This window comes from Streptomyces sp. NPDC004065 (genome assembly GCF_044903565.1).
Classification (GTDB): domain Bacteria; phylum Actinomycetota; class Actinomycetes; order Streptomycetales; family Streptomycetaceae; genus Streptomyces.
Genome location: NZ_JBJDQT010000001.1, coordinates 1 through 23710, shown reverse-complemented (window position 1 = coordinate 23710; position 23710 = coordinate 1). Strand labels below are relative to the sequence as shown.

The 23710-nt window shown below is 70.7% G+C and carries 25 protein-coding genes and 3 pseudogenes; 15 read left to right on the top strand and 13 right to left on the bottom strand.

Features of this window, described 5'->3' with window-relative positions; all coding sequences use genetic code 11:
• Positions 1-40: 40 nt before the first annotated feature.
• On the top strand, positions 41-1636 hold the full coding sequence (locus ACI2LW_RS00140) for a Na+/H+ antiporter (protein ID WP_404728835.1): 1596 nt from the start codon (positions 41-43) through the stop codon (positions 1634-1636).
• Positions 1637-1658: 22 nt separating this feature from the next.
• Here ACI2LW_RS00140 and ACI2LW_RS00135 read toward each other — a convergent pair whose 3' ends face one another.
• Positions 1659-2585 (bottom strand): 1-aminocyclopropane-1-carboxylate deaminase/D-cysteine desulfhydrase, encoded by a 927-nt coding sequence (locus tag ACI2LW_RS00135; protein WP_404728834.1) that lies wholly within the window; start codon positions 2583-2585, stop codon positions 1659-1661.
• Between the two features lie 233 nt (positions 2586-2818).
• On the opposite strand from ACI2LW_RS00135, the gene ACI2LW_RS00130 reads away from it, so the two are divergent.
• From ACI2LW_RS00130 to ACI2LW_RS00115, 4 genes are all read left to right on the top strand, one after another.
• Complete coding sequence (locus tag ACI2LW_RS00130) at positions 2819-4225, top strand: family 2B encapsulin nanocompartment shell protein (protein ID WP_404728833.1); 1407 nt, start codon at positions 2819-2821, stop codon at positions 4223-4225.
• Positions 4226-4352: 127 nt separating this feature from the next.
• Positions 4353-5546, top strand: a complete 1194-nt coding sequence (locus ACI2LW_RS00125) for a family 2 encapsulin nanocompartment cargo protein polyprenyl transferase (protein WP_404728832.1) — start codon at positions 4353-4355, stop codon at positions 5544-5546.
• 196 nt (positions 5547-5742) lie between these two features.
• On the top strand, positions 5743-6366 hold the full coding sequence (locus ACI2LW_RS00120; protein ID WP_404728831.1) for a GNAT family N-acetyltransferase: 624 nt from the start codon (positions 5743-5745) through the stop codon (positions 6364-6366).
• Between the two features lie 55 nt (positions 6367-6421).
• Positions 6422-6664 (top strand): hypothetical protein, encoded by a 243-nt coding sequence (locus ACI2LW_RS00115; protein WP_404728830.1) that lies wholly within the window; start codon positions 6422-6424, stop codon positions 6662-6664.
• 120 nt (positions 6665-6784) lie between these two features.
• Here ACI2LW_RS00115 and ACI2LW_RS00110 read toward each other — a convergent pair whose 3' ends face one another.
• The 3 genes from ACI2LW_RS00110 to ACI2LW_RS00100 all read right to left on the bottom strand — a co-directional run bounded on the left by ACI2LW_RS00110 (position 6785) and on the right by ACI2LW_RS00100 (position 8329).
• Entirely contained in the window at positions 6785-7207 is a 423-nt protein-coding gene (locus tag ACI2LW_RS00110) for a VOC family protein (RefSeq protein WP_404728829.1), read from the bottom strand.
• Between the two features lie 9 nt (positions 7208-7216).
• Entirely contained in the window at positions 7217-7627 is a 411-nt protein-coding gene (locus tag ACI2LW_RS00105) for a helix-turn-helix transcriptional regulator (protein WP_404728828.1), read from the bottom strand.
• A 174-nt stretch (positions 7628-7801) separates the two neighbouring features.
• A complete protein-coding gene (locus ACI2LW_RS00100; protein ID WP_404728827.1) occupies positions 7802-8329 on the bottom strand; it encodes a hypothetical protein in 528 nt (175 codons plus the stop codon).
• 372 nt (positions 8330-8701) lie between these two features.
• Between ACI2LW_RS00100 and ACI2LW_RS00095 the strand changes: the two genes are divergently transcribed.
• On the top strand, positions 8702-8851 hold the full coding sequence (locus ACI2LW_RS00095; RefSeq protein WP_404729530.1) for a hypothetical protein: 150 nt from the start codon (positions 8702-8704) through the stop codon (positions 8849-8851).
• 195 nt (positions 8852-9046) lie between these two features.
• On the opposite strand, the gene ACI2LW_RS00090 is transcribed toward ACI2LW_RS00095, so the two are convergent.
• Both ACI2LW_RS00090 and ACI2LW_RS00085 read right to left on the bottom strand, forming a co-directional pair.
• The gene (locus tag ACI2LW_RS00090) at positions 9047-9574 is read right to left on the bottom strand and encodes a hypothetical protein (RefSeq protein WP_404728826.1); all 528 of its coding nucleotides are present in this window, start codon (positions 9572-9574) and stop codon (positions 9047-9049) included.
• 19 nt (positions 9575-9593) lie between these two features.
• On the bottom strand, positions 9594-9992 hold the full coding sequence (locus ACI2LW_RS00085; protein ID WP_404728825.1) for a NucA/NucB deoxyribonuclease domain-containing protein: 399 nt from the start codon (positions 9990-9992) through the stop codon (positions 9594-9596).
• Between the two features lie 77 nt (positions 9993-10069).
• Here ACI2LW_RS00085 and ACI2LW_RS00080 point away from each other — a divergent pair, with 77 nt between their 5' ends.
• Positions 10070-11362 carry an IS256 family transposase gene (locus ACI2LW_RS00080; protein ID WP_404728824.1) on the top strand — a complete coding sequence of 431 codons (1293 nt, stop codon included), beginning with the start codon at positions 10070-10072 and terminating at the stop codon, positions 11360-11362.
• Between the two features lie 15 nt (positions 11363-11377).
• On the opposite strand, the gene ACI2LW_RS00075 is transcribed toward ACI2LW_RS00080, so the two are convergent.
• The 3 genes and pseudogenes from ACI2LW_RS00075 to ACI2LW_RS00065 all read right to left on the bottom strand — a co-directional run bounded on the left by ACI2LW_RS00075 (position 11378) and on the right by ACI2LW_RS00065 (position 14258).
• The gene (locus ACI2LW_RS00075) at positions 11378-12052 is read right to left on the bottom strand and encodes a hypothetical protein (RefSeq protein ID WP_404728823.1); all 675 of its coding nucleotides are present in this window, start codon (positions 12050-12052) and stop codon (positions 11378-11380) included.
• 316 nt (positions 12053-12368) lie between these two features.
• Complete coding sequence (locus ACI2LW_RS00070) at positions 12369-12902, bottom strand: NUDIX domain-containing protein (protein WP_404728822.1); 534 nt, start codon at positions 12900-12902, stop codon at positions 12369-12371.
• Between the two features lies 1 nt (position 12903).
• Positions 12904-14258 (bottom strand): annotated as a pseudogene (locus ACI2LW_RS00065) (tetratricopeptide repeat protein).
• Positions 14259-14483: 225 nt separating this feature from the next.
• Between ACI2LW_RS00065 and ACI2LW_RS00060 the strand changes: the two are divergent.
• The 4 genes from ACI2LW_RS00060 (at position 14484) to ACI2LW_RS00045 (ending at position 17517) form a co-directional block, all read left to right on the top strand.
• On the top strand, positions 14484-15233 hold the full coding sequence (locus ACI2LW_RS00060; protein WP_404728821.1) for a hypothetical protein: 750 nt from the start codon (positions 14484-14486) through the stop codon (positions 15231-15233).
• 75 nt (positions 15234-15308) lie between these two features.
• On the top strand, positions 15309-16220 hold the full coding sequence (locus tag ACI2LW_RS00055) for an aminoglycoside phosphotransferase family protein (protein WP_404728820.1): 912 nt from the start codon (positions 15309-15311) through the stop codon (positions 16218-16220).
• On the top strand, positions 16221-16913 hold the full coding sequence (locus ACI2LW_RS00050) for a class I SAM-dependent methyltransferase (RefSeq protein WP_404728819.1): 693 nt from the start codon (positions 16221-16223) through the stop codon (positions 16911-16913).
• A gap of 25 nt (positions 16914-16938) precedes the next feature.
• Positions 16939-17517 (top strand): HAD domain-containing protein, encoded by a 579-nt coding sequence (locus ACI2LW_RS00045; protein WP_404728818.1) that lies wholly within the window; start codon positions 16939-16941, stop codon positions 17515-17517.
• Between the two features lie 63 nt (positions 17518-17580).
• Here the strand turns inward: ACI2LW_RS00045 and ACI2LW_RS00040 are convergent.
• A pseudogene (locus tag ACI2LW_RS00040) lies at positions 17581-19275 on the bottom strand (relaxase/mobilization nuclease domain-containing protein).
• Positions 19265-19543: pseudogene (locus ACI2LW_RS00035) on the bottom strand (hypothetical protein); the annotation flags it as partial. The pseudogenes ACI2LW_RS00035 and ACI2LW_RS00040, both read right to left, overlap by 11 nt.
• On the opposite strand from ACI2LW_RS00035, the gene ACI2LW_RS00030 reads away from it, so the two are divergent.
• Together ACI2LW_RS00030 and ACI2LW_RS00025 are read left to right on the top strand one after the other, a co-directional pair.
• Complete coding sequence (locus ACI2LW_RS00030; RefSeq protein ID WP_404728817.1) at positions 19497-19967, top strand: helix-turn-helix transcriptional regulator; 471 nt, start codon at positions 19497-19499, stop codon at positions 19965-19967. The pseudogene ACI2LW_RS00035 and the gene ACI2LW_RS00030 sit on opposite strands and share 47 nt — an antisense overlap.
• Positions 19968-19988: 21 nt before the next feature.
• On the top strand, positions 19989-21143 hold the full coding sequence (locus ACI2LW_RS00025; protein ID WP_404728816.1) for a tyrosine-type recombinase/integrase: 1155 nt from the start codon (positions 19989-19991) through the stop codon (positions 21141-21143).
• Positions 21144-21150: 7 nt separating this feature from the next.
• Here ACI2LW_RS00025 and sodN read toward each other — a convergent pair whose 3' ends face one another.
• Entirely contained in the window at positions 21151-21546 is a 396-nt protein-coding gene (gene sodN, locus ACI2LW_RS00020; protein ID WP_404728815.1) for a superoxide dismutase, Ni, read from the bottom strand.
• A gap of 144 nt (positions 21547-21690) precedes the next feature.
• Between sodN and sodX the strand changes: the two genes are divergently transcribed.
• Positions 21691-22125 (top strand): nickel-type superoxide dismutase maturation protease, encoded by a 435-nt coding sequence (gene sodX, locus ACI2LW_RS00015; RefSeq protein ID WP_404729474.1) that lies wholly within the window; start codon positions 21691-21693, stop codon positions 22123-22125.
• On the opposite strand, the gene ACI2LW_RS00010 is transcribed toward sodX, so the two are convergent.
• Positions 22008-22658 carry a CGNR zinc finger domain-containing protein gene (locus ACI2LW_RS00010; protein WP_404728814.1) on the bottom strand — a complete coding sequence of 217 codons (651 nt, stop codon included), beginning with the start codon at positions 22656-22658 and terminating at the stop codon, positions 22008-22010. The two genes, sodX and ACI2LW_RS00010, sit on opposite strands and share 118 nt — an antisense overlap.
• Positions 22659-22758: 100 nt before the next feature.
• Between ACI2LW_RS00010 and ACI2LW_RS00005 the strand changes: the two genes are divergently transcribed.
• Positions 22759-23535 (top strand): class I SAM-dependent methyltransferase, encoded by a 777-nt coding sequence (locus ACI2LW_RS00005; RefSeq protein ID WP_404728813.1) that lies wholly within the window; start codon positions 22759-22761, stop codon positions 23533-23535.
• Positions 23536-23710: the final 175 nt, after the last annotated feature.

The window sequence follows — 23710 nt, the reverse complement described above, 5'->3', positions numbered from 1 at the left end:
CGGGAAGACGGGCGGACGAGACGATGGGCGGACGAGGGCCATGGACGTGATGCCGCTGCTGTTGCTGGTGGCGGGCAGTGCCGCGGTGGCCGGCGCCGCCCGGCGGACCCCCGTGCCGGCGCCCCTGCTGCTGGTCGCCGCCGGACTGGTGGTCTCCTACATCCCGGGGGTGCCCGAGTACAGCCTCGACGCCCACACCGTGCTGCCGCTGCTGCTGCCCCCGCTGCTGTACACGTCGGCCGTCGACAGCTCCTACCTCGGCCTCCGCAGATACCTGCGGCCGGTGGCGCTGCTCTCGGTCGGGTACGTGCTGTTCGCGACCGTGGTGGTCGGCGCGGCCGTCCATCTGATCGTGCCCGGGCTGCCGCTGACGGCGGCGCTGGTGCTGGGCGCGGTGATCGCGCCGCCGGACGCGGTCGCGGCGACGGCGGTCGCCCGCCGGGTGGGTCTTCCCTCGCGGATCACCACGATCCTCCAGGGGGAGTCCCTGCTCAACGACGCCACCGCGATCACCGCGTTCAAGGTGGCGGTGGGCGCGGCGGTCGGTGAGGGCGCGACCTGGGCGGGCGGACTCGAGGAGTTCGCCATCGCGGCCTTCGGCGGGGTCGGTGTCGGCCTGGTGCTGATGGCGCCGCTGCACTGGCTGCGCACCCACCTGAAGGAGGCCCTGCTGCAGAACACGCTCTCCCTGCTGATCCCCTTCGCCGCGTACGCCGTCGCCGAGCAGCTGGGTGCCTCCGGGGTCCTCGCGGTCGTCACGGTCGCCCTCTACCTGGGGCACCGCGCGTGGGAGGTCGACTTCGCCACCCGGCTCCAGGAGGAGGCGGTGTGGAAGATGGTCGCGTTCATCCTGGAGTCCGCGGTCTTCGCCCTCATCGGACTGCAACTGCGGGTCATCCTGGGCGGCCTCGAGGGGTACGGGGCCGCGGAGGCGGCCTGGTACGCGACCGCCCTCTTCCTGGTGGTCGTCGCCACCCGCTTCGTCTGGGTGTATCCGGCGGCCTTCCTGCCCCGGCTGCTGTCCCGGCGGATCAGGGAGCGGGAGGAGAACCCCACCTGGCGAGGAGCGCTGATCACCTCGTGGGCCGGGATGCGGGGGGTGGTGTCGCTCGCGATCGCCTCGTCCATCCCGCCGGCGCTGCACGACGGCAGCCCGTTCCCGCATCGCAACCTGCTGCTGTTCCTGACCTTCACCACGGTCATCGGAACGCTGGTGGTGCAGGGCCTGTCACTGCCGCCGCTGATCCGGCTGCTGAAGTTCCCCGGCTACGATCCGCAGGCCGCCACGCTCGCCGAGGCCAACGCCCAGGCGCAGGCCTCGCTGGCCGCCGAGCGGCGCCTGGAGGAACTCCTCGCCGACGAGCGCAACGCCCTGCCCGGACCGCTCGCCGACCGGCTGCGGATGGTCCTGGAGCGCCGGCGCGACTCCGTGTGGGAACGCCTCGGCCAGACCAATCCGGTCACCGGCGAGTCGGTCGACGACACCTACCGCCGCCTGTCCCGCGAGGTGATCAGCGCCGAGCGCGAGGTGTTCGTACGGCTGCGGGACGGCCGCTACATCGACGACGAGATGCTGCGCAGCCTGCTGCGCCGGCTGGACCTGGAGGAGGCGGCGGCCTACCGGGAGGCCGCGTGACCCGGACAGCCGGGCGCGCGGGTCAGGACACCTCGGGGAACGGGCGGCCCGTGATCACCGCGGCGATCGTCGTCCCGCGCGGGAAGGCGCCCTCGCCGGCCAGCGCGACCAGCGCGTACAGCATCTTGGCGACGTACACGCGCTCCACGGGCAGTCCGTGGCGTGCGGTGAAGTCCTCGGCGAAGTCGTGCAGTTCGGCGGTGGTGCGGGCGTAGCCGCCGAAGTGGAAGCGCTCGTCGAGCCACCAGGTGCCGCGGCGGGCGCCGAACGCCTCCTCCTGAAGCGCCTGTACGCGGCCGGCCAGGAAGCCGCCCTTCAGCACCGGTATGCCGAGGGCGCGCCGGCCGGGCGGCAGACCGGCGGCGAGCCCGGCGAGGGTGCCGCCGGTCCCGCAGGCCAGGGCGACGACGCCGGCGTGCTCGCCCAGCTCCCGGCCGAGGTCGCGGCAGCCGCGCACGGCGAGGACGTTGCTGCCGCCCTCGGGGACGACGTGGGCGTCCCGCACCCCGGCGGCGCGCAGCAGGGCCGCGAGGGTCTCGGGCTCCTCCTTGCGGCGGTAGGACGGGCGGTCGGCGAAGTGCAGGCGCATCCCGTCCGCCGCGCAGCGGGCCAGGGAGGGGTTCAGGGGCCGGCCGGCCAGCTCCTGCCCGCGGACCACGCCGACCGTGGGCAGGCCGAGCAGCCGGCCCGCCGCGGCGGTGGCGCGCAGATGGTTGGAGTAGGCGCCGCCGAAGGTGACGATCGTCCGCCCGGCCGCGGCGGGCAGGTTCGGCGCGAGTTTGCGCCACTTGTTGCCGACCAGCTCGGGGTGGATCAGGTCGTCGCGCTTGAGGAGCAGCCGCAGACCGCGGCGCGCGAAGCGGTCGTCCTCGGCCTCCTGCAGCGGCGACGGCAGCCGCGGCGAGAGCGCGGCGGGACCGGGAGCGTCGGGAGCGTCGGAACTGGTCACCAGGCCATTGTCCCCGGAGCCAGGGTCCGGGGCGCGGGCCCGGGGGCCTGACGGCGGAACCGTCCGGCGGCCCGGCCGGACCGGCGGAAAAGGCCGCATGTGCCCGGGACGACGATGATCCATTCCCGCTCTTTCGTGTAATGGCACGAGCACATTGCGTGATGGAAGGCTTGTGCCCGCAAACCGGTGCCCGGCGCGGACCGCGCCGGGCATGAGCGGGAGGGCAATTGTCTATGTCGGTAGGCGAAGAGATCCGCACGGAGCCGGACAGGCCGCAGCAGAGCCTCGGCACCGCGGCCGCGCGGAACCTGGCCACCACCACCAAGTCCGTTCCACAGATGCAGGAGATCAGCTCGCGCTGGCTGCTGCGGATGCTGCCCTGGGTGGACGTGCAGGGCGGCACGTACCGGGTGAACCGGCGGCTGGCCTACACCGTCGGCGACGGCCGGATCACGTTCGTGAAGACGGGCGACCGGGTCGAGGTGATCCCGGCCGAGCTGGGCGAACTGCCGGCCCTGCGGGGTTACGAGGACGAGGACGTGCTCGCCGAACTCGCCCGGCGCTGCCGGCAGCGGGAGATCGGCGCCGGCCAGGTGATCGCCTCGTTCGGCAACCGGGCGGAGGAGGTGTACCTGCTCGCCCACGGCAGGGTCGAGAAGGTCGGCACCGGCCCCTACGGCGACGACCAGGTCCTCGGCGTCCTGGCCGACGGGGCGCACTTCGGCGACCAGGTGCTGCTGGACTCCGAGTCCATCTGGGAGTACACCGCACGCGCCGACACCGCCTGCACCGTCCTCGTCCTGTCGCGTGACGACTTCGAGCAGGTCGCCGAGCGCGCCGAGTCGCTGCGCTCCCACCTCCAGCGGCAGCGGTCCATCCCGGCGCAGCGCACCAACAAGTACGGCGAGAAGGCCGTCGAACTCGCCGCCGGCCACAGCGGCGAGCCGGACATCCCGCACACCTTCGTCGACTACGAGGCCAGGCCCCGCGAGTACGAACTGAGCATCGCCCAGACCGTGCTGCGCATCCACACGCGCGTGGCGGACCTCTACAACCAGCCGATGAACCAGACCGAGCAGCAGCTCCGGCTGACCGTGGAGGCGCTCAAGGAGCGCCAGGAGCACGAGCTGATCAACAACCGGGACTTCGGCCTGCTGCACAACTGCGAGTACGACCAGCGGATCCAGCCCCACGACGGGGTGCCGGGCCCCGACGACATGGACGAACTGCTCAGCCGGCGCCGCGGCACCAAACTCTTCCTCGCCCACCCGCGGGCCATCGCCGCGTTCGGGCGCGAGCTCAACAAGCGGGGACTGGTCCCGGAGACCATCGACATGGGCGGCCACCGCATCCCCACCTGGCGCGGTGTGCCGATCTTCCCGTGCAACAAGATCCCGGTCACCGAGGCCCGGACCAGCTCGATCATCGCCATGCGCACCGGCGAGGAGGAGCAGGGCGTCATCGGGCTGCGCGCCCAGGGCATCCCTGACGAGATCGAGCCGAGCCTGTCCGTGCGGTTCATGGGCATCAACGAACAGGCGGTCGTCCAGTACCTGGTGACGGCCTACCACTCGGCGGCGGTACTCGTGCCGGACGCGCTGGGCGTCCTCGAGAACATCGAGGTCGGCCGTTGGCGCTGAGGTCTCTCACCTGTTCACGGTGTCCCGGCCCCGCGGGCCGGGTACACCCCGGGGGTACGCGCCCGGTTCCGGCGGCGCCGGCGCCGCCGCCCGGGGACTGCCCGAGGGGGATCGGATGGTCGAGTTCATGACGGAGACGACACAGCGTGTGCCCGGCGCGCGGCGTTCCGCCGCGGTGCCGGTACCGGGGGGCGCGACGGTGCCGTCGCAGGAGGCGGTGCCGGGAGGGGAGGCACCCGCCGGGCCACTGCCGCGCCGGCCCGCCGGCGAGCGGGGTGAGGCACCCGGGGGCGCGGGCGGGGGCCACGACGCGGAGGTGATCCTGGAGCGCGCGCGGTCCGCGGTCGAGCCCGAACTGCGCGCGGCGGTGACCTCACTGCCCGCCTCGATGCGCCGGATCGTGCGCTACCACTTCGGCTGGGAGCACGCGGACGGAACACCGGCGGCGGGCAACGCGGGCAAGGCGATCCGTCCCGCGCTGGTCCTGACCGCGGCTGCCGCGCTCGGCGGACCGGCGGCGCGGGCGGCCGCCGCGCGCGCCGCGGCGGCGGTGGAACTGGTCCACAACTTCACGTTGCTGCACGACGACGTGATGGACCGGGACGCCACCCGCCGGCACCGGCCCACCGCGTGGAAGGTGTTCGGGGACACCGACGCCATCCTCGCCGGGGACGCCCTCCAGGCGCTGGCCCTGCGGCTGCTCGCCGAGGACGCGCACCCGGCCTCCCGGGCCGCCGCCTCCCGGCTGGCCGCCTGCGTCGTGGAGCTGTGCGCGGGCCAGCAGGCGGACACGGCACTGGAGGAACGCGCCCCCGACGCGGTCACGCTCACCGAGGTGCTGGCCATGGCGGAGGCCAAGACGGGGGCGCTGCTCGGCTGCGCCTGCGCCGTCGGCGCGCTGTACGCGGGCGCCGCCGGGGAGGTGGTCGAGGCGCTGGACGCGTTCGGCCGGCAGGCGGGGCTCGCCTTCCAGCTGATCGACGACGTGATCGGCATATGGGGGGACCCCGCCCGGACCGGCAAGCCCGCCGGGGCCGACCTCGCCGTCCGCAAGAAGTCCCTGCCGGTGGTCGCCGCGCTCACCTCGGGCACCCCGGCCGCCGCCGAACTGGCCGAGTTGTACGCCCGCCCCCACCGGGAGGGGGAGGAGGAGCAGGCGGCACTGGCGGTGGAGCGGGCCGGCGGGCGCGACTGGGCGCAGGCCCAGGCGGCCGACCGGATGGCCCGGGCCATGGACGACCTGGCGCGTGCCGTCCCCGATCCCGCGGCGGCGGACGGCCTGCTGGCCCTGGCGGAGTTCGTCACCAGGCGCACCAGCTGAGACCGGCCGCCACGCGGCAGGACCCCGGAGCCTTCGGGGCCGTACGGCTCCTGACCCCGTACGGCCCCGGGGCCCCGGTCCGGCGGGTCCCGCACTTCCCCACGGTGTGCGGGGCCCGCCCCCATCGCCCTCCCCATGGGCACCGGTAGGCTCAACACCCGTCAGGGACAGGCGTGTTGAGGCGAAGGGGCGGAAGATGGGCGTGCGGATCCGGGCCGCGGGCGAGGACGACTGGGAGCTGGTGGTGCGGCTGCTGGACGAGGCCTTCCAGGACGACCCGGTGAGCGGCTGGGTCTTCCCGGGCGAGGAGTACCGCCGCCGGACCCACCCCCGCCTGATGGCGGCCTTCACCGACATCGTGCTCGCCGAGGGCCGGATCGACGTCACCGCCGACGGCACGGCGTGCGCGCTGTGGGTGTCGGTGCCCGCCGGCGGTCACCCCGGGGCCGGGCAGGGGGACGGCGCCGAGGACGCCGTACGGCTGCGGGAGGCGGTCGATCCGGCGAACCAGCGGGTGGAGCGGATCGCCCGGCTGGCGGCCGCCGCGCACCCCGCCGACCGCGCCCACGAGTACCTGTGGATGATCGGCGTGACGCCGTCCCGCCAGGGCGAGGGTTTGGGCGGCGCGCTGATCGGGCACGTCCTGGACCGCTGCGACCGCGAGGGCCTGCCCGCCTACCTGGAGGCCAGCAGCGCGCGCAGCACCAGGCTCTACGAGCGGCTGGGCTTCGCCCGCACCGGCACCCCGCTCGACCTCCCGGACGGCGGGCCCCGCATGTGGCCGATGTGGCGCGAGCCGCGGACGGCCGCCCGGCCCTGACCGCGGGCCGCACGACGGGGAGCGCCGTGGCCGCGGCGGTCCTAGGCTTGAGGGCATGCGCAGCTCCGACGACCCCGCCCGGGCCGGCGCGGCGGGCGGCCCCGGCCGTGCGACGAGCGGGGAGCACCGCTGTCCCGTCTGCGGGCAGCCGCTCGAGATGGTGGTCCGGCGGCACAAGACGCTGGGCGCGTGGGTGCCGGTCTGGGCACCCGGACCGTGCCGCAACCCCGACTGCGGAGCGCCGGCGCCCCGCCCGGCCGACCAGCGGGACGACGAGCCGTCCGAGCCCGGATCCTGAGCACGCTCCCCACGGGGGCGGGGCCCGGAAGGCCGGGCGCCCGCCGCGGGACGGTCAACGCGCCGCCCACGCCTGCTTCTTGGCGCCCCGGCCGTCCGCCTGGCTCCCGGACCTCCGCCGTCAGCCCCGGCCCTCGGACCGCTCCATGAACCGCAGCAGGTTCCCGGCCGGGTCCCGGAAGGCGCAGTCGCGCACCCCGTACGGCTGGTCCATCGGCTCCTGGACCACGTCGGCGCCGTGCTCCCGGACCCGGGCGAAGAGGGCGTCGCAGTCGGCGGTGGTGAAGATGACGCCGCGCAGCACACCCTTGGCCAGCAGCCGGGCCATGGCCTCCTTGTCGGCGGGGGAGGCGTCGGGGTTCGCGGCGGGCGGCTCCAGGACGATCTCCACGTCCGGCTGCAGCGGCGATCCCACGGTCACCCAGCGCATCCCCTCGAACCCGACGTCGTTGCGGACTTCCAGCCCCAGCACGTCGCGGTAGAAGATGAGCGCCTTGTCATGGTCGTCGACGGCGATGAAGCACTGGCGGAGTTTGAGGTCCATGCCCACACGTTAGGGCCCGGGCGGCGGCCCCGCGCGCCTCGGGCGCGTGAACGTCCGGGCCACGCACGCCGGGATCACCGCGCCGTCCTCGTGCGACCGCGCCCAGTAGGCGCTCGGCGTCTCGCCGACGAGTTCGGTGAAGCGGGAACTGAAGGACCCGAGCGAGGTGCAGCCGACCGCCATGCAGACCTCGGTCACGCTCAGGTCCCCCCGCCTGAGCAGGGCCTTCGCCCGCTCGATACGGCGGGTCATGAGATAGCCGTACGGCGTCTCGCCGAAGGCGGCCCGGAAGCTGCGCTGGAAGTGCCCGGGCGACATCAGCGCGTCACGCGCCAGCGAGGCCATGTCCAGCGGCTCGGCGTACTCGCGGTTCATCCGGTCACGGGCCCGCCGCAACCGCACCAGGTCTTCGCGCGTCACCGGGCCAGCATGCCACGCCCGACGGCCCGACGCCCCCCACCCGGCAAACCCACCCGGCACCCCGCGCCCCGCGCTCCCCATGCGGCCGGGCTCGGCGGCCGAGCGCGGGCGGACGAAGTGGCGGGGGCCGGTCCCGATCGGCTGTCCTGCGGTCCGTGTGCGAACTGCCCCGGCTTACAGGTCATCGTCGTCGACGGGTTCCGGCTCGCGGATGTAGGCGAGGTCCAGCACATAGCGCTCGGTGACCGGGGGGTTGTTCCACGCCTGGGTGAGGTGGTCTTCGAAGGTGTCGTCGGTGGGGTGGTCGAGCGTCGTCGCGTAGTAGTCGGCCATCGCCTGCCGGTTCTCCCACCAGGCGTGGCCTTCGTACACGCCCGGCCGGGGCAGGGTCGTCTCCCCGGCGGGTCCGTATTCCAGTTGCTTGACGACGAGGACTCCGGTCTCGGACTCGATGCTGACGGGGACGTGGCCTTCGGCCTCGGCGGGCGGGTCGGGCGCGATGTCCCAGACGCGGATGGCCACCTCGACCTCGATGTCGGGTTGCAGGCTGAGGAGGTACAGGTGGTAGCCGTTGCCGGCGACCACCTGTAACTCAGCGACGTCCAGGGCTGCTTCGTCGCCGAGGTAGGCATCGGCGTCGTAGACCTCCACGACCCGGCGACCCGGTGTGGCCTTGCAACGGTATTCAGCCAGGAGCGCCATGGTGCCGCTGCCCTTTCTGCTAACTGGTGATCTTCATGTAGAAGGCGTCGCCGTCACCAGCGACGAGTGACTGGCCCTTCAGCCCAACTGCCGATGACGCGGGCGGCTCTTCGGTGAGAGCGATACCGGGCACGTCGAAGGCGGCTGCGCACGAACCCGGATGCCGGCGGCAGAAACGCCGGCCGGTCACGGTGGCCAGGCAGCTGTCAGGGGCGCTCTCCAGGCAGGATTGCAGCGTCTGTTGATCCGTGCCGTTCAGGTGACGTCACGGGGTCCCCGGACCCGCCTTCCCCGGCGAGGAGTTCGGCCGTGCGGAGGTCGTCGAACTGCCTGGAACCATCACTGTCCACGACTCGAGCCTGTGGTTGCCACATGGCTTCGTACCGCGCTTGGGCGGACCAGCACGACGTGCCCTTCGACGCGACTGTCGACCGCGCCCATCTGGGGCCGGGCGAAGAAGACCGCACCCGGGCCGTCATGGACGCCGTGCTCGGCGGCCTGCGGACCGGGTGCGGAAGTTGACGCTGCAGCGAAGAACCGCAGGTCAGAGGGCGTAAGAGGAGATCACGCCTTCTTGGTCTCCTAGTAATGGGCCAGGTCGGTGACCTGCGGTGATGATGGCCGCAGGTTGCTGACCTGGCCTTTTCCCGATGGCTGGCGATGGCGTACGACGGTCCCGACCGGGTGTCCCGCGGACTGTGTGCGGACTGCGTCGGCTTACAGATCTTCGTCGTCGACGGGTTCGGGCTCGCGGATGTAGGCGAGGTCCAAGACGTAGCGTTCGGTGACCGGGGGGTTGTTCCACGCCTGGGTGAGGTGGTCCTCGAAGGTGTCGTCGGTGGGGTGGTCGAGCGTCGTCGCGTAGTAGTCGGCTGTCGCCTGCCGGTTCTCCCACCAGGCGTGACCTTCGTAGACACCGGGACGGGGCAGGGTCATCTCCCCTGCGGGGCCGTATTCCAATTGGTTGACGACGAGGACTCCGGTCTCGGACTCGATGCTGACACGGACGTGGCCTTCGGCCTCGGCGGGCGGGCCGGGTGCGATGTCCCAGACGCGGATGGCGACCTCGACTTCAATGTCGGGTTGCAGGCTGAGGAGGTACAGGTGGTAGCCGTTGCCGGCGACCACCTGTACCTCGGCGGCGTCCAGGGCTGCTTCGTCGCCGAGGTAGGCATCGGCGTCGTAGACCTCCACGACGCAGCGGGCCGGGGTGGCCTTGCAACGGTACTCAGTCAGGAGCGCCATGGTGCCGCCGCCCTCTCCGCTAACCGGTGATCTTCATGTAGAACGCGTCGCCGTCCAGGACGCGGTTGAGCGTATACATCGCGGCGAGGCGCTCGCCGCCCTTGCGGTTGTCCTTGCCGTCGATCAGTCGGACGGAGAAACGATTGTCCCCCTTGGTGGAACCTTCCTTGGTGGAGGCGAAGGGGTACTCATCGCACTGCAGGCCGCTGCCGGTGTAGTCCCCCCAGACTTTCTTGCATTCCCGAATCGACTTCTCGCGGTTCTCGTCGATCTTGGTCTGGTTTACGAGCCGGTGCAGGGGCTCCTTCGCTCCCGGCACGCTCTTGCCGGGCCAGGAGGGGAAGGTTCGCTCAGGTCGGTTCAGGGCGTCGTAGATGTGAAGGGCACTTTCGTTGACTGCCGGGTCCTTCTGGCTCATCACGAGTTCCACGCGGGCCTGCGTGAAGAGGGACTGTAAAACGTTCGGTGTAACTCCTGATCATGGAAGATGCATCGATGACCAGCAACAACGTGACAGAGACCGAGTCCGTAGACCCGTCCGAGGCGGTGCCGGCGAAGCCTGTGGACGACCGGCTGATTGACGAGCTGGTGGGCCGGGCTCAGGCCGAGGGCATGCAGCTGACCGGTGAGGGTGGGCTGCTCCAGCAGCTGACGAAGCGGCTCCTGGAGTCCGCCCTCGAGGGCGAGATCACTGACCACCTTGGCTATGACAAGCACGATCCGGCGGGGAAGAACGGCGGCAACTCACGCAACGGCACCCGCGCCAAGACTGTGCTGACCGACGTGGGCCCGGTGGAGATAACCGTGCCCCGCGACCGCGAGGGCTCCTTCGAGCCGAAGATCGTCAAGAAGCGCCAGAAGCGCTTGTCCGGCGTCGACGAGATGGTCATATCTCTCGCGGCGAAGGGCCTGACCACCGGTGAGGTTCAGGCCCACCTGGCTGAGGTCTATGGCGCCGACGTGTCGCGCCAGACGATCTCCACGATCACGGACAAGGTCCTGGAGGGCATGGCCGAATGGCAGAACCGGCCCCTGGACGCCGTCTACCCGGTGGTCTTCATCGACGCCATCCACGTGAAGATCCGCGATGGCGCGGTCGCAAACCGGCCCATCTACGTCGCACTGGCGGTCACGGCCGAGGGCCGGCGGGACATCCTCGGCCTGTGGGCCGGCGACGGCGGCGAGGGCGCCAAGCACTGGATGCACATCCTCACCGAGATCAAGAACCGCGGCGTGAACGACGTCCTCATGCTCGTCTGCGACGGGCTCAAGGGCCTGCCCGACGCCGTCGAGGCCGTCTGGCCCCGCACCGTCGTGCAGACCTGCGTGGTCCACCTGCTGCGGAACTCCTTCCGCTATGCCGCCCGCCAGGACTGGGACAAGATTGCGAAGGTCCTCAAGCCCGTCTACACCGCGGCGACCGAGGACGCGGCCCTCGAGCGGTTCGCGGAGTTCGCCGACGCGTGGGGCAAGAAGTATCCGGCGATAGTCCGGCTCTGGGAGAACGCCTGGGAGGAGTTCACTCCGTTCCTGCGCTTCGACACCGAGATCCGCCGCATCGTCTGCACGACGAACGCGATCGAGTCCGTGAACGCACGGATCCGACGGGCGGTGAAAGCTCGCGGGCACTTCCCGAACGAGCAGGCCGCCCTGAAGTGCGTCTACATGGCGATCATGTCGCTGGACCCGACCGGCAAGGGCCAGGCCCGCTGGACCATGCGCTGGAAGACAGCCTTGAACGCCTTCGACATCACCTTCGACGGCCGACTCTCCGCAGCACGCCAGTAACTCCAACAACCCGAGTTACACCGTTTGTTTGACAGACCCTACGTTGGCCGTCGCCACCTGCTGCCACACCTTGTTTCCCGTCATAAATTGCATGCGGTTCGCGATGGAGGGGACGTCCACGTACTTAGGTCCGGTCACCTCAAGGCCGACGTCGATGCGGTTGGTGTTGCCCCCGATCACCTTGAGCTGTTTGGTGGTGGAGCCGACCTTGTTGAAGTCGTAGAGCACATCCCACTGATTGCCGCTGGCCTGGCGGACGGTCATGTAGGTGTGGTTGCGCTTGTCCGGCTTGGTGGGGTTGACCCCGGCCTTGATGGCCTGAGTGCGGCCACCGCTGGTGGTCAGCTCCGACCAGCGGGGACCGTAGGTGGAGGTGGTTTTTCCTGTTTTCTCCGCGTACAGGCCGATCTCGATGTTGGGGGCGAGTGGCCCGCTCGACGTGTTCGGGCTGACGCGCAGATAGTTGGCTGCCTGGACGGTAGCCGAACCTGTATCGCTTTGATCGAAGGTGATCGGTATGTTCCGCCACGTGGCGAAGCCGCCGATCATCGGCTCGCCCGGCTGGCTGCACGTCATCGCCCAGAAGGTGATGCGGGCGTTGTAGAGGCCGGTGCAGGCTTCCTTGGGTGCGGCGGCGCTCGCCGACGGAGCGGTGCCGAGAACGGTAAGTGCGGTGACTCCGGCGCACACCGAAGCCAAGAATCTCGCGCGCGAACGCGACAAGGTTCCCCCTAGGAACGATCAAGAATGGTCACAGGGGAACCTACAGCGGCACCTTTCCCAATGTGTCGGTTAATAAGATGAGTTGACTTGATCTCGCTGCATGATCCGTGTCACGTCGTCGGGGCGCCCGCAGGAGCCTGCAGTCTCCGACATCCCGTACGGCCGCCTCCCCGGGCACTTGGCGTAGGGGCACAATCGCGACTGGCGCGAACACTGCTGCAGAAGCGGACGAGCCCACCGATGCCTTGCGACGACGGCCTTTGCGAAACGGAGCTGCCTCTCGCTACCGCCAGCCGTCAAGCGAGACCTGGGGCCCGCCGCAGAGGTAGCGGTGGAGCGCGCTGGCGGTGGTCTCGACGAAGTCTTCGGGGATGGCGTCGGCACCGACCCATCGGACCTGTGCGTGCTTGCACGGTTCGCGGTTCTCTGGCTCGCCTGTCCACTCGTGGGCGACGAATACGACCGTGAGGAAGCCGTTTGGGGCCTCCACGCCCCAGGCGCCGTGGATGATGTGGGCGACCTTAAGCGCTTCCGGCTTGACGGTCAGACCGGTCTCTTCGTACAGCTCGCGGACGGCCGTCGCGGTGATCGGCTCGCCGGGCTCGCTCTTGCCGACCGGGAGGTCCCACTGGCCCTTGGCGAATTTGGCCTGGTCGCTGCGCTGGAGGAGGACTACGCGGTTGGTGGCCTTGTCGTGGACGATGACGGCGGCGACCAGCAGGGTCATGGATTCCAGGGCGGGCTTGAGCGCCTTGGGCTGGTCATCGGTTGTCGGCTGAGCCACGGGGGTCCCTTCTTCGGCCGGATTTGTGGGCATGTTAGGCGAGTGCCTCTCGGGCGCGACGGGCGAGTTCGGCGGCGCCGGGCACTTTGCGCCGTTGGTAGACCGCCAGGGTTGATCGGATGGAGGTGATCGCCTTGCGGGTGCGGTCGGAGGTCATGCCCTCCATCAGCGTGAGGGCCTCGCTCCAGGCGGCGACGGCCTCATCGGCGCGGGCCTGGGCGGCGAGGCTGTCGCCGAGGTCGGCGTAGGTGAGGGCGTGGACGCGCTTGTACTTCACGGGGTCCCAGCGCACGAGCGCGTCCCGGTGCTGTTGCTCGGTTCCGACGTGATCGGCGAGGTCCGTCAGCGTGCGGGCCGTGTGGCTTGCGACGGTGCCGGCGGCTGGTCCGCTCACGAGGGAAAAGCTGGGCTGGGGGCCGTCTTCGCGGAGCAGGGCGTCCTCGGCTGCCAGCAGGGCGCGGGCCGCTGCGGCTTTCTCGTCCGCGGCGGCAAAGGCGCGGGCGTGGGTGATGTGGAGCAGCGCTTCGGTCTGGCCGTCGACGTGGCCGAGTCCGCGACTGAGGGCGCCTTCGACGAGGTCGACGCAGTGGTGGGGTTGCTTGAGGCTGAGGGCCTGGTGGGCGAGGGCGCGCATCATCCAGGCGGCGTGGCCGTGCGGATCAGCTTCGCAGGCGAGTTGGTAGCCGACCTGGTAGTAGCGCTGGGCGGCGCCTTCGTGCCCGAGGTCGTGGTGTTTCCAGCCCGCGAGGTAGGCCAGCTCGGCGACGGCGCCGAAGGCACCGCGCCGTAATGCGTCGGAGGGGAAGCGGGCGCGCAGCATGGGCGCGGCGGTGTCGGCGAGGTAGGCGGTGACGGTGGTCAGTCCGTGGCCGCCGCCAAGGCGTTCGTCGGCCGCTCTGAACGCGGCGGTGATCTGGCGGACCACGTCGACGTCCTCCGCCCCGACCAGGGCCCTGCCGGTGCGGGCGCGGAGCATGCGGGATGCGGCCTCATGGTCGTAGGCCAGTGGCATGGCCACGCCTGCGGTGGTGAAAGCGGCCAAAGCCAGGAAGCGACGCCGTTCAACATCGGCGCGGCCCAGGTCGGTGGCCGTGAAGACGGGGTCCGGGTCGTCAGGGAGGCCCCCTCCGGGTCACGCAGGCCGATCTCGGTGAGGGTGATGGTGCGGCCGGCCCTGCGAGAGAGGGCCTCCGCGAGGTAGTGGCCGGTCTGACCAGTGGGCTGCCTGGTGCCGTTGACCCAGTGGGAGATCGCCGACTTGTTGGTGTGGATGATCTCGCCGTTCTCAGCGGCGATCCGGCGCACGTCCTTGGCCAGCGCTTCGTACGTGCAGTCGATCGCGGCGATGACCTCGCGCAGGCGGATATTGGGTCTGTTGGGTGCCGCCATGACCTCCTCCGTCCTGGGTCTGTAAACCGCGTATACCGCTTGGCCTCGCCCTCACCGTACCCACTGTGCGTGATGGCGGGTTCACTTAATCGCAGCCGCCCGGACTGCCCGACTGCAATCCTGGCTCTCCCCACGGCTCCGGGCGGCTCCCTCGAAGTTCCGTACACCCGCACCGGGTCCGGGCATTCCTGTGCCCGTACCCGGCCGATCAGAGACGGAGACACGGTGACCACCATCGACACCACGGCCATCACGGTCGAGCTGCCGCAGGCGTTCGACGAGCGTTGGAGCCGCCTGCCGGGCATCCAGGTCGACGGCCGGCGTATCACGATCGACCCGGCCATGTACTTCTTCCGCTTCGAGTCGAACACCTGGCTCGTCGCCGACTGGGAACTGGTCAAGTCCCAACTCCTGGACGTGGAGGAGACCACCGAGGGCGCGGTCGAACAGCTCGCGCTGGACTTCATCAAGAGCCACGGTGAGTCCACGTCGGACGCCGCCCGCGTGCTGTCCACCGCGTACGAGGTGTACGCCTACCTGTTCCGCGACGAGCACCTCGACGGGCTCGGCCTGCCGCAGATCACCGCCGAGCACCTGCGCATGCTGCGCGAGGCCGCCACGCTGATGGCGCTCAACAAGGTCGAGCTGGACGGACACATCTCCAACGTCGGCCCCTGCTGGTTCTTCCCCGCCGCCACCTCCGTTGTCTTCGACCTAGACGACGACATGGGCGGGATGCTGGACGAGGTCTATCACGGCGGCTGGTTCAACGAGCACCGCCGGATCGAGTCCATCAAGGCCCACGCCGCGCTCGGCGGGCGCCTCGTGCACGGCTGCCAGTCCGTGCCGGACCAGTCCGGCGGCGTCGTCGCGCCCTACGGTGCGTCGATGGCGACCTTCCGTGACGACCTGGCCGCCTTCAAGGCCGGCTGGCTCGAGCAGGTCTACGCACACCGCGTGGCCCCCGCCGCGTAACACCCGGCAGCAAGGCTCCGGGGCGGGCAGGCACGCTCGCCCGCCCCGGACGCCACAAAACGCAACGGAGCCCCCGTGAACGACAACCTCACCACCGACCTCCTCACCAACCTGTGCACCCTCGTCGACCAGCCCACGCCCAAGCGCGAGGAGGTACGGGTGTGGTCGATGTCCGGCGTCGAACGCGTGACCTTTCCCGACGGCAGTACCCGGATCTTCAAGTACGCCAAGAGGCCCTTCGACAGCGAGGACCAGGCCCTCCGGCTGGTGGACACCCTTGGCATTCCCGCCCCGAAGGTCTACACCTCGGTTCACGTCGAGGGCTGGCTCGGCATGCTCCTGGAGGACCTCGGCACCCCCATCCGGGAAGCGGACGACCTCGACGGTGCTGCAGCGGCCGTGGTCCTTCACCGCACCCGCACCGCCGGTGCGCTGCCCGTACTGCACGAGGAGGGGCTGCGGGCCCTGCCCAGCCGCGCCCTGGACCATCTCGACCAGCTTCGCAAGGCCGACCGCTGGCAGGACGCCGACGACGTCGAGCAGGCCCTCGACCAGATCGCCCAGGCCGCCGACACCCGCGCGCAGGGAACCACCCTGGCCCCGTTCGGCTGGGTGCACTCCGAGTTCCACCCCACCAGCCTCCACATCGGCCAGCGCGGCTGGCGCCTGCTGGACTTCGCTCGCGCCTTCACCGGACCGGGCCCGCTCGACCTCGCCAGCTGGCACGGCACCACCGAAGACCCCGACCCCGTACGCCTGCGCGTCTTCCTGGAGTCCTACGTCACCGAGGGCGGCACCCCTGATGCCCTCGCCGAGCGCGGCGGCCTGCCCGCCGAAAAGTGGGCGCTGGGATGGCACCGCATCTGGGCCGTCGAGTGGTTCATGGAGCAGGCCATCCGCTGGATCAACGACCCCGCCACCGACCTCACCTACATCAAGGTCGTCCGCCGGCACGTCACCGACGCCCTTCGCCTTCTGGAGGTGTAGGTGCTCGCCCAAGCCTCACCCTGGTACGCCCACGCCCTCCAACGCACGGCCACCGGTCCGGCCGAACCCCTCGTCGCGCCCACCCGCATGGAGTGGACCACACGGCCAGGCTTCGGCCCCGGAGCCGAGATCCTCGGCCCCGACCTGCGCCGCAAGCGTGTAGTAGAACTCGGCTGTGGCCCAGGACACAACGCCGCCTGCCTCGCCACCCGGCACACGGCCAACGTCACCGGCGTCGACCTGGTCGGCCTGCAAGTACGCCGCGCCCGCTCCCACTACGGACGGCCGAACAACCTCACCTTCGTCGCCGGCCACGCCCTGCACTACCTGCACGCCTCCGACGAGCAGTTCGACGCGATCTACTCCGTCTTCGGTGCCATCGGCCTCGTCGCGCCCGAACTCCTGCTCCCGGCCATCGCCCACCGCCTCAAACCCGGCCGCACCCTCGCCTTCTCCGTCCCTCACCCCCAGCGCGGCGGCAGGAAGCCCTCCGTCGACGACCGGCCCCGCCGCGACTACGTCACACTGCCCGACCGCACCCGCCTGCCCGTCGCGCGCTGGGATTTCGACGCTGCCCGCTGGGAGAAGCACCTCGACCGCGCGGGCATGTGGCTCGCCTCGGCCCAGGAGTTCCACGACCCCCGACAGGGCCGCTGGCCCACCACCCTGCTGATCACCGCGCGCAAGCTCTGACCCCCGGCTCCCCGTGGAGGAATCGATGCGCCCGCCCTACCTGCTCCTCGACATCGACGGCGTCCTCATACCGTTCCCCAACGCGGACGGCTCGACCCCGGACGCCCACGCCCGACATGACGTCGTCCCCACCGGCCGCAGCGCCGACGACCCGGTCACCATCTGGCTCAACCCTGCCCACGGCCCCATGCTCATGGACGTGTTCCGTACGGGTCTGATCACGCCCGTCTGGTGCACGAGCTGGCGCCAGGACGCCACCACGCTGATCGGCCCACTACTCGACCTCCCGCCCCTGCCGCATGTCGACCTGCCGCGTCCCCAGATCACCACTAGCCACCCCAACGGCTACCTCTGGAAGCGCGACCACGTCGACGCCTGGCTGGGAGAAGCCCCGGCTGTCTGGATCGACGACGACTTCACTCGCCTGGACCACGCATGGGCTGCGGAGCGCACAGCGAGTGGGGCCCTGACCCTCCTTGTGCAGCCGGAACCGCACGCAGGGCTCCAGGCTGAACACTTGGCCATGGCCCGAGCGTGGGCCGGGCAGTTGCTCGCTACGCGGACTGCTGTGCCCGCCGCTCCGCGCGAAACGGAAGCGGCTTGACGCGACCCGGGGCGAAGAGTCGATGCCCTCGCCACGGTGTGTGGCGAGGGCATCTGACCAGCGTCAGCGGTGCCGACGGCGGTCTTCTGGCCTCATGCCCACCGGTGCGGCCGGAGGGTGTGGCGTGGGGGACATGGACGACGCGCCGCTGACGGCGCTGCGCCTCCGAGCCGCTTGAGCCCGCCTATTTGGTTGCGCGGTGATGCGCCAGTTGAGGACCTCCGCAGGGTGTTCGGCGGTGTCGAGTTCTCGGTGGGCGGCGACTTCGGTCAGGAGGTGGCGGGGGTTGTGGCCGGCGCTTTCGGCGCGGGCGAGGGTGGTGGTCAGGGCGGTCCAGGATGGGTCGGTGAGGATGCGGTCGGCGTGGTCGGGGATGGCCGCACGGAGATCGTCCTCGTAGCGGTGGATGGTTGTGGCGCGGGGAGCGCGTCGGGCGAGGTCTGCCAGGACTGGTGTGGCGGCCTGCTGGTAGCCCGCCTGCAGGTTGCGGAAGGCTTCCTCGGCTGCTGCGGCCTGCTGTTGGTGGCCGCGTTGTTCGTGCCACTTGGCGGCGGCGCGCGCCAGGTGGAGGGCGGTGAAGACCAGGGCGATGGCGACGCCGCCCGGCACATGGGAGGCGTTGGCGAGTTCCTTGGCGGCCTCGCGTAGGGTGGTGGCGGCCTGGTGGTCGGCGCGAATCGACGAGCGGCGGGCGCGGTTGAACGCCCGTGCTGCCGCTTGCAGTTCCGCTCGAGGCGGGCCTGTGGTGGCGCTAGCCACGTTGTACAGGGCGTCGCCGAAGGCGGCCAGGTGGCCCTGGGCGGCGGCCTCGTCGCCGGAGTCGAGAACGGTGCGGGCGGTGTGCAGTGCGGTGGCGGTGTGCCGCCATGCCTTGGCGGGGTCCGCCACATGCTGCGGGCGGGCGGCCACATTCTGGGCTGGGAGGCGTTCGCGGAGACGGTTGATGGACAGGTCGGGGGCGAGTTTGGAGCCGCCGTACCAGACCGGTTCGCCGTGGGCGGTGTCGCCAGGGGCGGCCGGGCTGTAGCCGATCACGTCGCCGGTCTCGGGGCCGATGCGGGTCTTGACCTGGATGCCCAAGGACTGCAGCACGGTGAAGTAGTCCTCCACGGTGCGTACGGCGGCAGCAACCGCGTATGCCTGCTCGCGCAGCCACTGCCGTGCGGTGACCTGCTGGCCCTGGCGCTGGGCCTTGGCGCGCTCCGCTCCGGTCGGCGTGGGCGGCGCGGTGAGGTCGCCGGACTTCAGACGGCGCAGCCCGAACTCGGCTTCAATCTTGCGGCACTCCTGCTGTGCGCGCTGGCCGTCGCGGTGGGTGCGGGGGCGGCGCCCGTCGGCGCGGACGGTGGTGGCCATGATGTGGATGTGGTCGTCCGCGTGGCGCACCGCGATCCACCGGCATGCTTTCTCGTCGCCCTCGGGGGCGATGCCTGTGGCCGCCACGATGCGGCGGGCGACTTCGGCCCACTCGGTGTCGGTGAGGTAGCGGTCGCCGGGCGCGGTACGGACCGGGCAGTGCCAGACATGCTGGGGTGGCTTCTAGCCGCCCAGCTCGTGGGTGCGTAGGTCGACGTGGTGGTCGAGGCGCTTGGCGAGCTGGGTGTAGGTGGCTGCCTGGTCGCGGCCGGGGTCGGGGGCGCCGGCCATGTCCCAGGCTGCGACGATGTGCGGGTCGGTGTGCTCGTCGCGGCGGCCGGGGCCGAAGAGGTAGACGATCAGTCCGCGTGTGTCGGAGCCGGTGGAGACGTCAGGCACCATGGCTGGCTCCCTCCGCCACGAGCTGGTCGATGAGCCGGTAGCTGTTCTGGGCTGCTTGCTCGACGCGGTCCAGCACCGCCTCGGCACGCTCGGGCACTGTTCCACGGTGGATGGCTGCGGTGATCTGGTTGAGGTTGCTGCCGATACGGTTCAGCGCAACCGTGTGTGCCTCGATGGCCTCGATCAGCGGGCGGACCGGATCGTCCTCCGGGCTGCCGACCATGCCCGCCTTGCCGAGGGCGACGGCGAGCGCGGCGTCGCCGACGAAGCGCGAAGTCAGAGGGTGGAGCACGACCGAGCTGGCGGAGCGGGTGACCAGGGCTGGCGTCAAGATGAACCAGACGGCTGTCTGGCGCATCGAGAACGGCACCCCCCGTCGCAGGATCAACCTCGACGAGGCCCTCGCCTTCGCCCGCGTCTTCGAGCTTCCCCTTGAAGAGTTGATGTCCCCGCCCCTGGAGGGGCTCGACGTCAACGGCCGGCGGCTCGTGCAGGAGGCCGTCGAGGCGTTCTACGAGACGCGCGAGGCACAGGACCGCCTGCATTGGGCCGTCACCGCCATCGCGGAACACATCCAGGCCCACCCGGACAGCTCGCGGGCCATCCACGAGCAGTGCCGTCGCCTCACGGGCGACGAGCGCGACGCCCGCACCCTCACGGAGCACATCGAGGACGGCGGCTACTACCGCTAACCGAACCTAAGGAGAGGCCACTTGGCCAACATTCAGAAGCGCCCCAACGGCAAATGGCGGGCCCGCTACCGCGACCTCGACGGCAAGGAGCACGCCCGCCACTTCGACCGCAAGCTCGACGCCCAGCGCTGGCTCGACGAGGTCACGACCAGCATCGTCACGGGCCAGTACGTCGACCCGCGCGCCGGACGGCTCTCGTTCGCGACATACGCGGAGAAGTGGGAGGAGTCGCTCATCGCGGGTGAGGCGGCCGAGCGCATCACGGACAACGCGCTGCGGCTGCACCTCGTCCCGGCGCTGGGCTCCCGCGCCATGGCGGCGATACGCCGCAATGACGTACAGGTGCTGTTCAAGAGCCTGTCCGAACAGCTCGGTCCCGGCAGCGTGCGCAACGTCTACGACGTCCTCGTGCGCGTCATGACCGCGGCTGTCGAGGACAAGGTCATCGCCTCCAGCCCGTGCCGCCGGATCACGCTTCCGCCCATGCCGGACGAGGAGGTCACCCCGCCCACGGTCGCGCAGGTCGAGGCCATGGCCCGAGTGATGCCACCGTACATACGCGCGGCGATTGTCACGCTCGCCGGATCAGGCTTGCGAATAGGCGAGCTGCTCGGCCTCAAGGTGTCGGACATCGACTTCAAGGTTGGCACCATCCGTGTCGAGCGGCAGCGCCTCCAGTCGGGAAAGATCGGCCCACCGAAGACCGTGAAGTCCCGGCGTACGGTACCGGTCGGCGAGGTCGTCACCGACGCCCTCCTCACGCACCTCGCCGCACGCCCCTCCAAGGAGTGGCTGTTCACGATGGAGGAGGGCGAGCCCCTCAACTACCGCCGCTGGAAGACGGAGGGGAACTGCGCCCGCAGGGCGCTCCGGGCGGCCGAGAATGAGACGGCCGAGCGCGAAGGCCGCAAGCCCGTCGAGCTGCCGCACATGGTGACCCACGACCTGCGCCACTTCTACGCCTCCGCCCTCATCGCCGGCGGAGCGAGCGTCAAGCAGGTCCAGCTGGTCCTCGGCCACGAGTCCGCCGTCATCACACTGCGGATCTACGCGCACCTCTGGCCGGGCGAAGAAGACCGCACCCGGACCGTCATGGACGCCGTTCTTGGCGGCCTGCGGACCGGGTGCGGACTCCGAGACACTGCAACCAAGGAAATCGCAGGTCAGAGAGCATGATCCAAGATCAAGCCTTCTTGGTCTCCCAGAAAATCTTGTCGATCTGGGCGATGTAGTCCAGCGCCTTCTGGCCCGTGGCCGGGTCGGTGGACGCCTTGGCGGCGGAGAGGGCCTTCAGCGTGTCGTTGACCAGCTGGTGCAGCTCCGGGTACTTCTCGAAGTGCGGCGGCTTGAAGTAGTCGCTCCACAGCACGGAGACGTGGTGCTTCGCCAGCTCGGCACGCTGCTCCTTGATGACGGTGGCACGCGCCTGGAAGTGCGGGTCGTCGTTGCCGGCCATCTTCTCCTGGATGGCCTTCACCGACTCCGCCTCGATGCGGGCCTGGGCCGGGTCGTACACACCGCAGGGAAGGTCGCAGTGTGCGCTGACCTTGACCCTCGGGGCAAACAGGCGGGAAAGCATGGAGCATTCCTTCCTCGTGATCGTCTTCTCAGGTGGGACATTACTCCCTGCAAGGCGTGTTTTCGCGAGTGCCCCCTAGGGCTTAGGGCAAAAGTCCGGGGTCAGACTGGGACTGTGGAGGAACGGACCGGGGAGGTGCCGGGAATGCCGGAGCTGTCGCAGGAGAGCGAGCGCAGGGGGGCGGTGCTGCCCTTCGGGCTGGCGGAGGTCCACGGGCCGTCGATGGTGCCCACGCTGCACCACGGGGACCGGCTCCTGGTGCAGTACGGCGCCCGCGTCCGGCCGGGTGACGTGGTGGTCCTGCGGCATCCCTTCCAGCAGGACCTGCTGGTCGTCAAGCGCGCGGCGGAGCGGCGCGAGGGCGGCTGGTGGGTGCTCGGGGACAACGCGTACGCCGGGGGAGACAGCACCGACTACGGCACCGTGCCGGAGGAGTTGGTCCTGGGCAAGGTGTGGTTCCGCTACCGGCCGCGCACGTCCGCCCGCCGGTCGCCGCTGGAGTTGGTGCGCTGGGCGCTGTCGGCCGCCAGGCCCGTCCTCACCGACCGGTCGGCCTCCAGGCGCTTGCGGGCCCGGTAGGCGGCCACGTTGGCGCGGGTGGCGCAGCGGTCGGAGCAGTAGCGGCGCGAGCGGTTGGTCGAGGTGTCCAGGTAGGCGTTGCGGCACGGCGCCGCTTGGCACAGGCCGAGGCGGTCGACGCCGTACTCGGTCAGATGGAAGGCCAGGCCCATCGCGGCGATCGCCGCGTACCCGGCGGTGGCGTTCGAGGGATGGTCGGCCAGGTGCATGTGCCACAGCGGGCGGCCGTCCTCGTCGCGGTGGTCGTGCCCGGAGATCTGCGGGCTCACCGGGAACTCCAGCAGCAGCGAGTTCAGCAGGTCGACCGCGAGGGTCTCGTCCCCGGTGTCGGCCGCCTCGAAGACCGAGCGCAGCCGGGCCCGGACCGAGCGGAAGCGCGTGACATCGGCGTCGGTGGCCCGGCGGGCCGCCGACGAGTTCGCGCCGAACAGGTCCCGGACGGCCTCGACCGAGGTCAGCGTGTCCTTGCCCCGGGCCGGCTCCTCGCTGTTGACGAGACGTACGGCGTAGTCCGAGTAATAGGCCAGTTCCACTTGTAGTCCTTACGGGGGCGCTCTATGGTCGTGTGAGCGGTCGGGTAATAGCCGGTCGTGGTTCCAGGGTATTACGCAAGTGGTGTCATGGAGGGTGGCGATGACGGATACGACGACGGACATCGGTGCGGCGGGCGCCGACTGGCAGGCCTGGCAGAAGAGCTGGGACCGCCAGCAGGAGTGGTACATGCCGGACCGCGAGGACCGCTTCCGCATCATGCTGGACATGGTGGAGGCCCTCGTCGGCACCGCGCCGCGCGTCCTCGACCTGGCCTGCGGCACCGGCTCCATCACCGCCCGGCTGCTGGCCCGCTTCCCCGGGGCCACCAGCACCGGCGTCGACCTCGACCCGGCGCTGCTCGCCATCGCGCGCGGCACCTTCGAGGGCGACGAGCGGGTCACCTTCGTGACGGCCGACCTGAGGGACCCCGGCTGGCCGGCGAAGCTGCCGTACGGCTCCTACGACGCCGTCCTGACCGCCACGGCCCTGCACTGGCTGCACAACGAACCCCTCGCGGCCCTCTACGGTCAGATCGCGGACGTCGTCCGCGACGGCGGTGTCTTCATGAACGCGGACCACATGATCGACGAGACCACTCCCCGGATCAACGCGGCGGAACGCGCGCAGCGGCACGCGCGCATGGACCGGGCCAAGGAGGCCGGCGTCCTGGACTGGGCCGAGTGGTGGCGGCTGGCCGCCGAGGACCCGGTCCTCGCCGCTCCCACCGCCCGCCGCTACGAGATCTACGGGGACCACGCCGACGGCGACATGCCCTCCCCGGCGTGGCACGCCCGCGTACTGCGCGAGAAGGGCTTCGCGGAGGCGCGCCCGGTCTGGTGCTCGCCCTCGGACACCCTGCTCCTCGCGGTGAAGTAGCCACGGCGGGCGGCGGACCGGTGCGGCGGACGCCGTCCGTGGCCCGCGCGGGGCATGCGAAAGGGGCGGTACGGAAAGTTCTTGGGTTCTAGGAGTCGTTGCAACACCCCAGTTCAGGGGATGCGATGGACTTCGAGATCCGTAAGGACCGGACGAAGCCTCAGGGCAGGAAGAA

Excerpts from the sequence above, each read along its gene's own strand:
- ACI2LW_RS00115 (WP_404728830.1), top strand. The coding sequence starts at position 6,422 with ATGCGCAGCTCCGACGACCCCGCCCGGGCCGGCGCGGCGGGCGGCCCC.
- ACI2LW_RS00120 (WP_404728831.1), top strand. The coding sequence starts at position 5,743 with ATGGGCGTGCGGATCCGGGCCGCGGGCGAGGACGACTGGGAGCTGGTG.
- ACI2LW_RS00095 (WP_404729530.1), top strand. The coding sequence starts at position 8,702 with ATGGCTTCGTACCGCGCTTGGGCGGACCAGCACGACGTGCCCTTCGAC.
- sodX (WP_404729474.1), top strand. The coding sequence starts at position 21,691 with ATGCCGGAGCTGTCGCAGGAGAGCGAGCGCAGGGGGGCGGTGCTGCCC.
- ACI2LW_RS00045 (WP_404728818.1), top strand. The coding sequence starts at position 16,939 with ATGCGCCCGCCCTACCTGCTCCTCGACATCGACGGCGTCCTCATACCG.
- ACI2LW_RS00140 (WP_404728835.1), top strand. The coding sequence starts at position 41 with ATGGACGTGATGCCGCTGCTGTTGCTGGTGGCGGGCAGTGCCGCGGTG.
- ACI2LW_RS00130 (WP_404728833.1), top strand. The coding sequence starts at position 2,819 with ATGTCGGTAGGCGAAGAGATCCGCACGGAGCCGGACAGGCCGCAGCAG.
- ACI2LW_RS00080 (WP_404728824.1), top strand. The coding sequence starts at position 10,070 with ATGACCAGCAACAACGTGACAGAGACCGAGTCCGTAGACCCGTCCGAG.
- ACI2LW_RS00125 (WP_404728832.1), top strand. The coding sequence starts at position 4,353 with ATGACGGAGACGACACAGCGTGTGCCCGGCGCGCGGCGTTCCGCCGCG.
- sodN (WP_404728815.1), bottom strand. The coding sequence starts at position 21,546 with ATGCTTTCCCGCCTGTTTGCCCCGAGGGTCAAGGTCAGCGCACACTGC.
- ACI2LW_RS00070 (WP_404728822.1), bottom strand. The coding sequence starts at position 12,902 with ATGCCCACAAATCCGGCCGAAGAAGGGACCCCCGTGGCTCAGCCGACA.
- ACI2LW_RS00090 (WP_404728826.1), bottom strand. The coding sequence starts at position 9,574 with ATGGCGCTCCTGACTGAGTACCGTTGCAAGGCCACCCCGGCCCGCTGC.
- ACI2LW_RS00110 (WP_404728829.1), bottom strand. The coding sequence starts at position 7,207 with ATGGACCTCAAACTCCGCCAGTGCTTCATCGCCGTCGACGACCATGAC.
- ACI2LW_RS00005 (WP_404728813.1), top strand. The coding sequence starts at position 22,759 with ATGACGGATACGACGACGGACATCGGTGCGGCGGGCGCCGACTGGCAG.
- ACI2LW_RS00030 (WP_404728817.1), top strand. The coding sequence starts at position 19,497 with ATGCCCGCCTTGCCGAGGGCGACGGCGAGCGCGGCGTCGCCGACGAAG.
- ACI2LW_RS00100 (WP_404728827.1), bottom strand. The coding sequence starts at position 8,329 with ATGGCGCTCCTGGCTGAATACCGTTGCAAGGCCACACCGGGTCGCCGG.
- ACI2LW_RS00085 (WP_404728825.1), bottom strand. The coding sequence starts at position 9,992 with ATGAGCCAGAAGGACCCGGCAGTCAACGAAAGTGCCCTTCACATCTAC.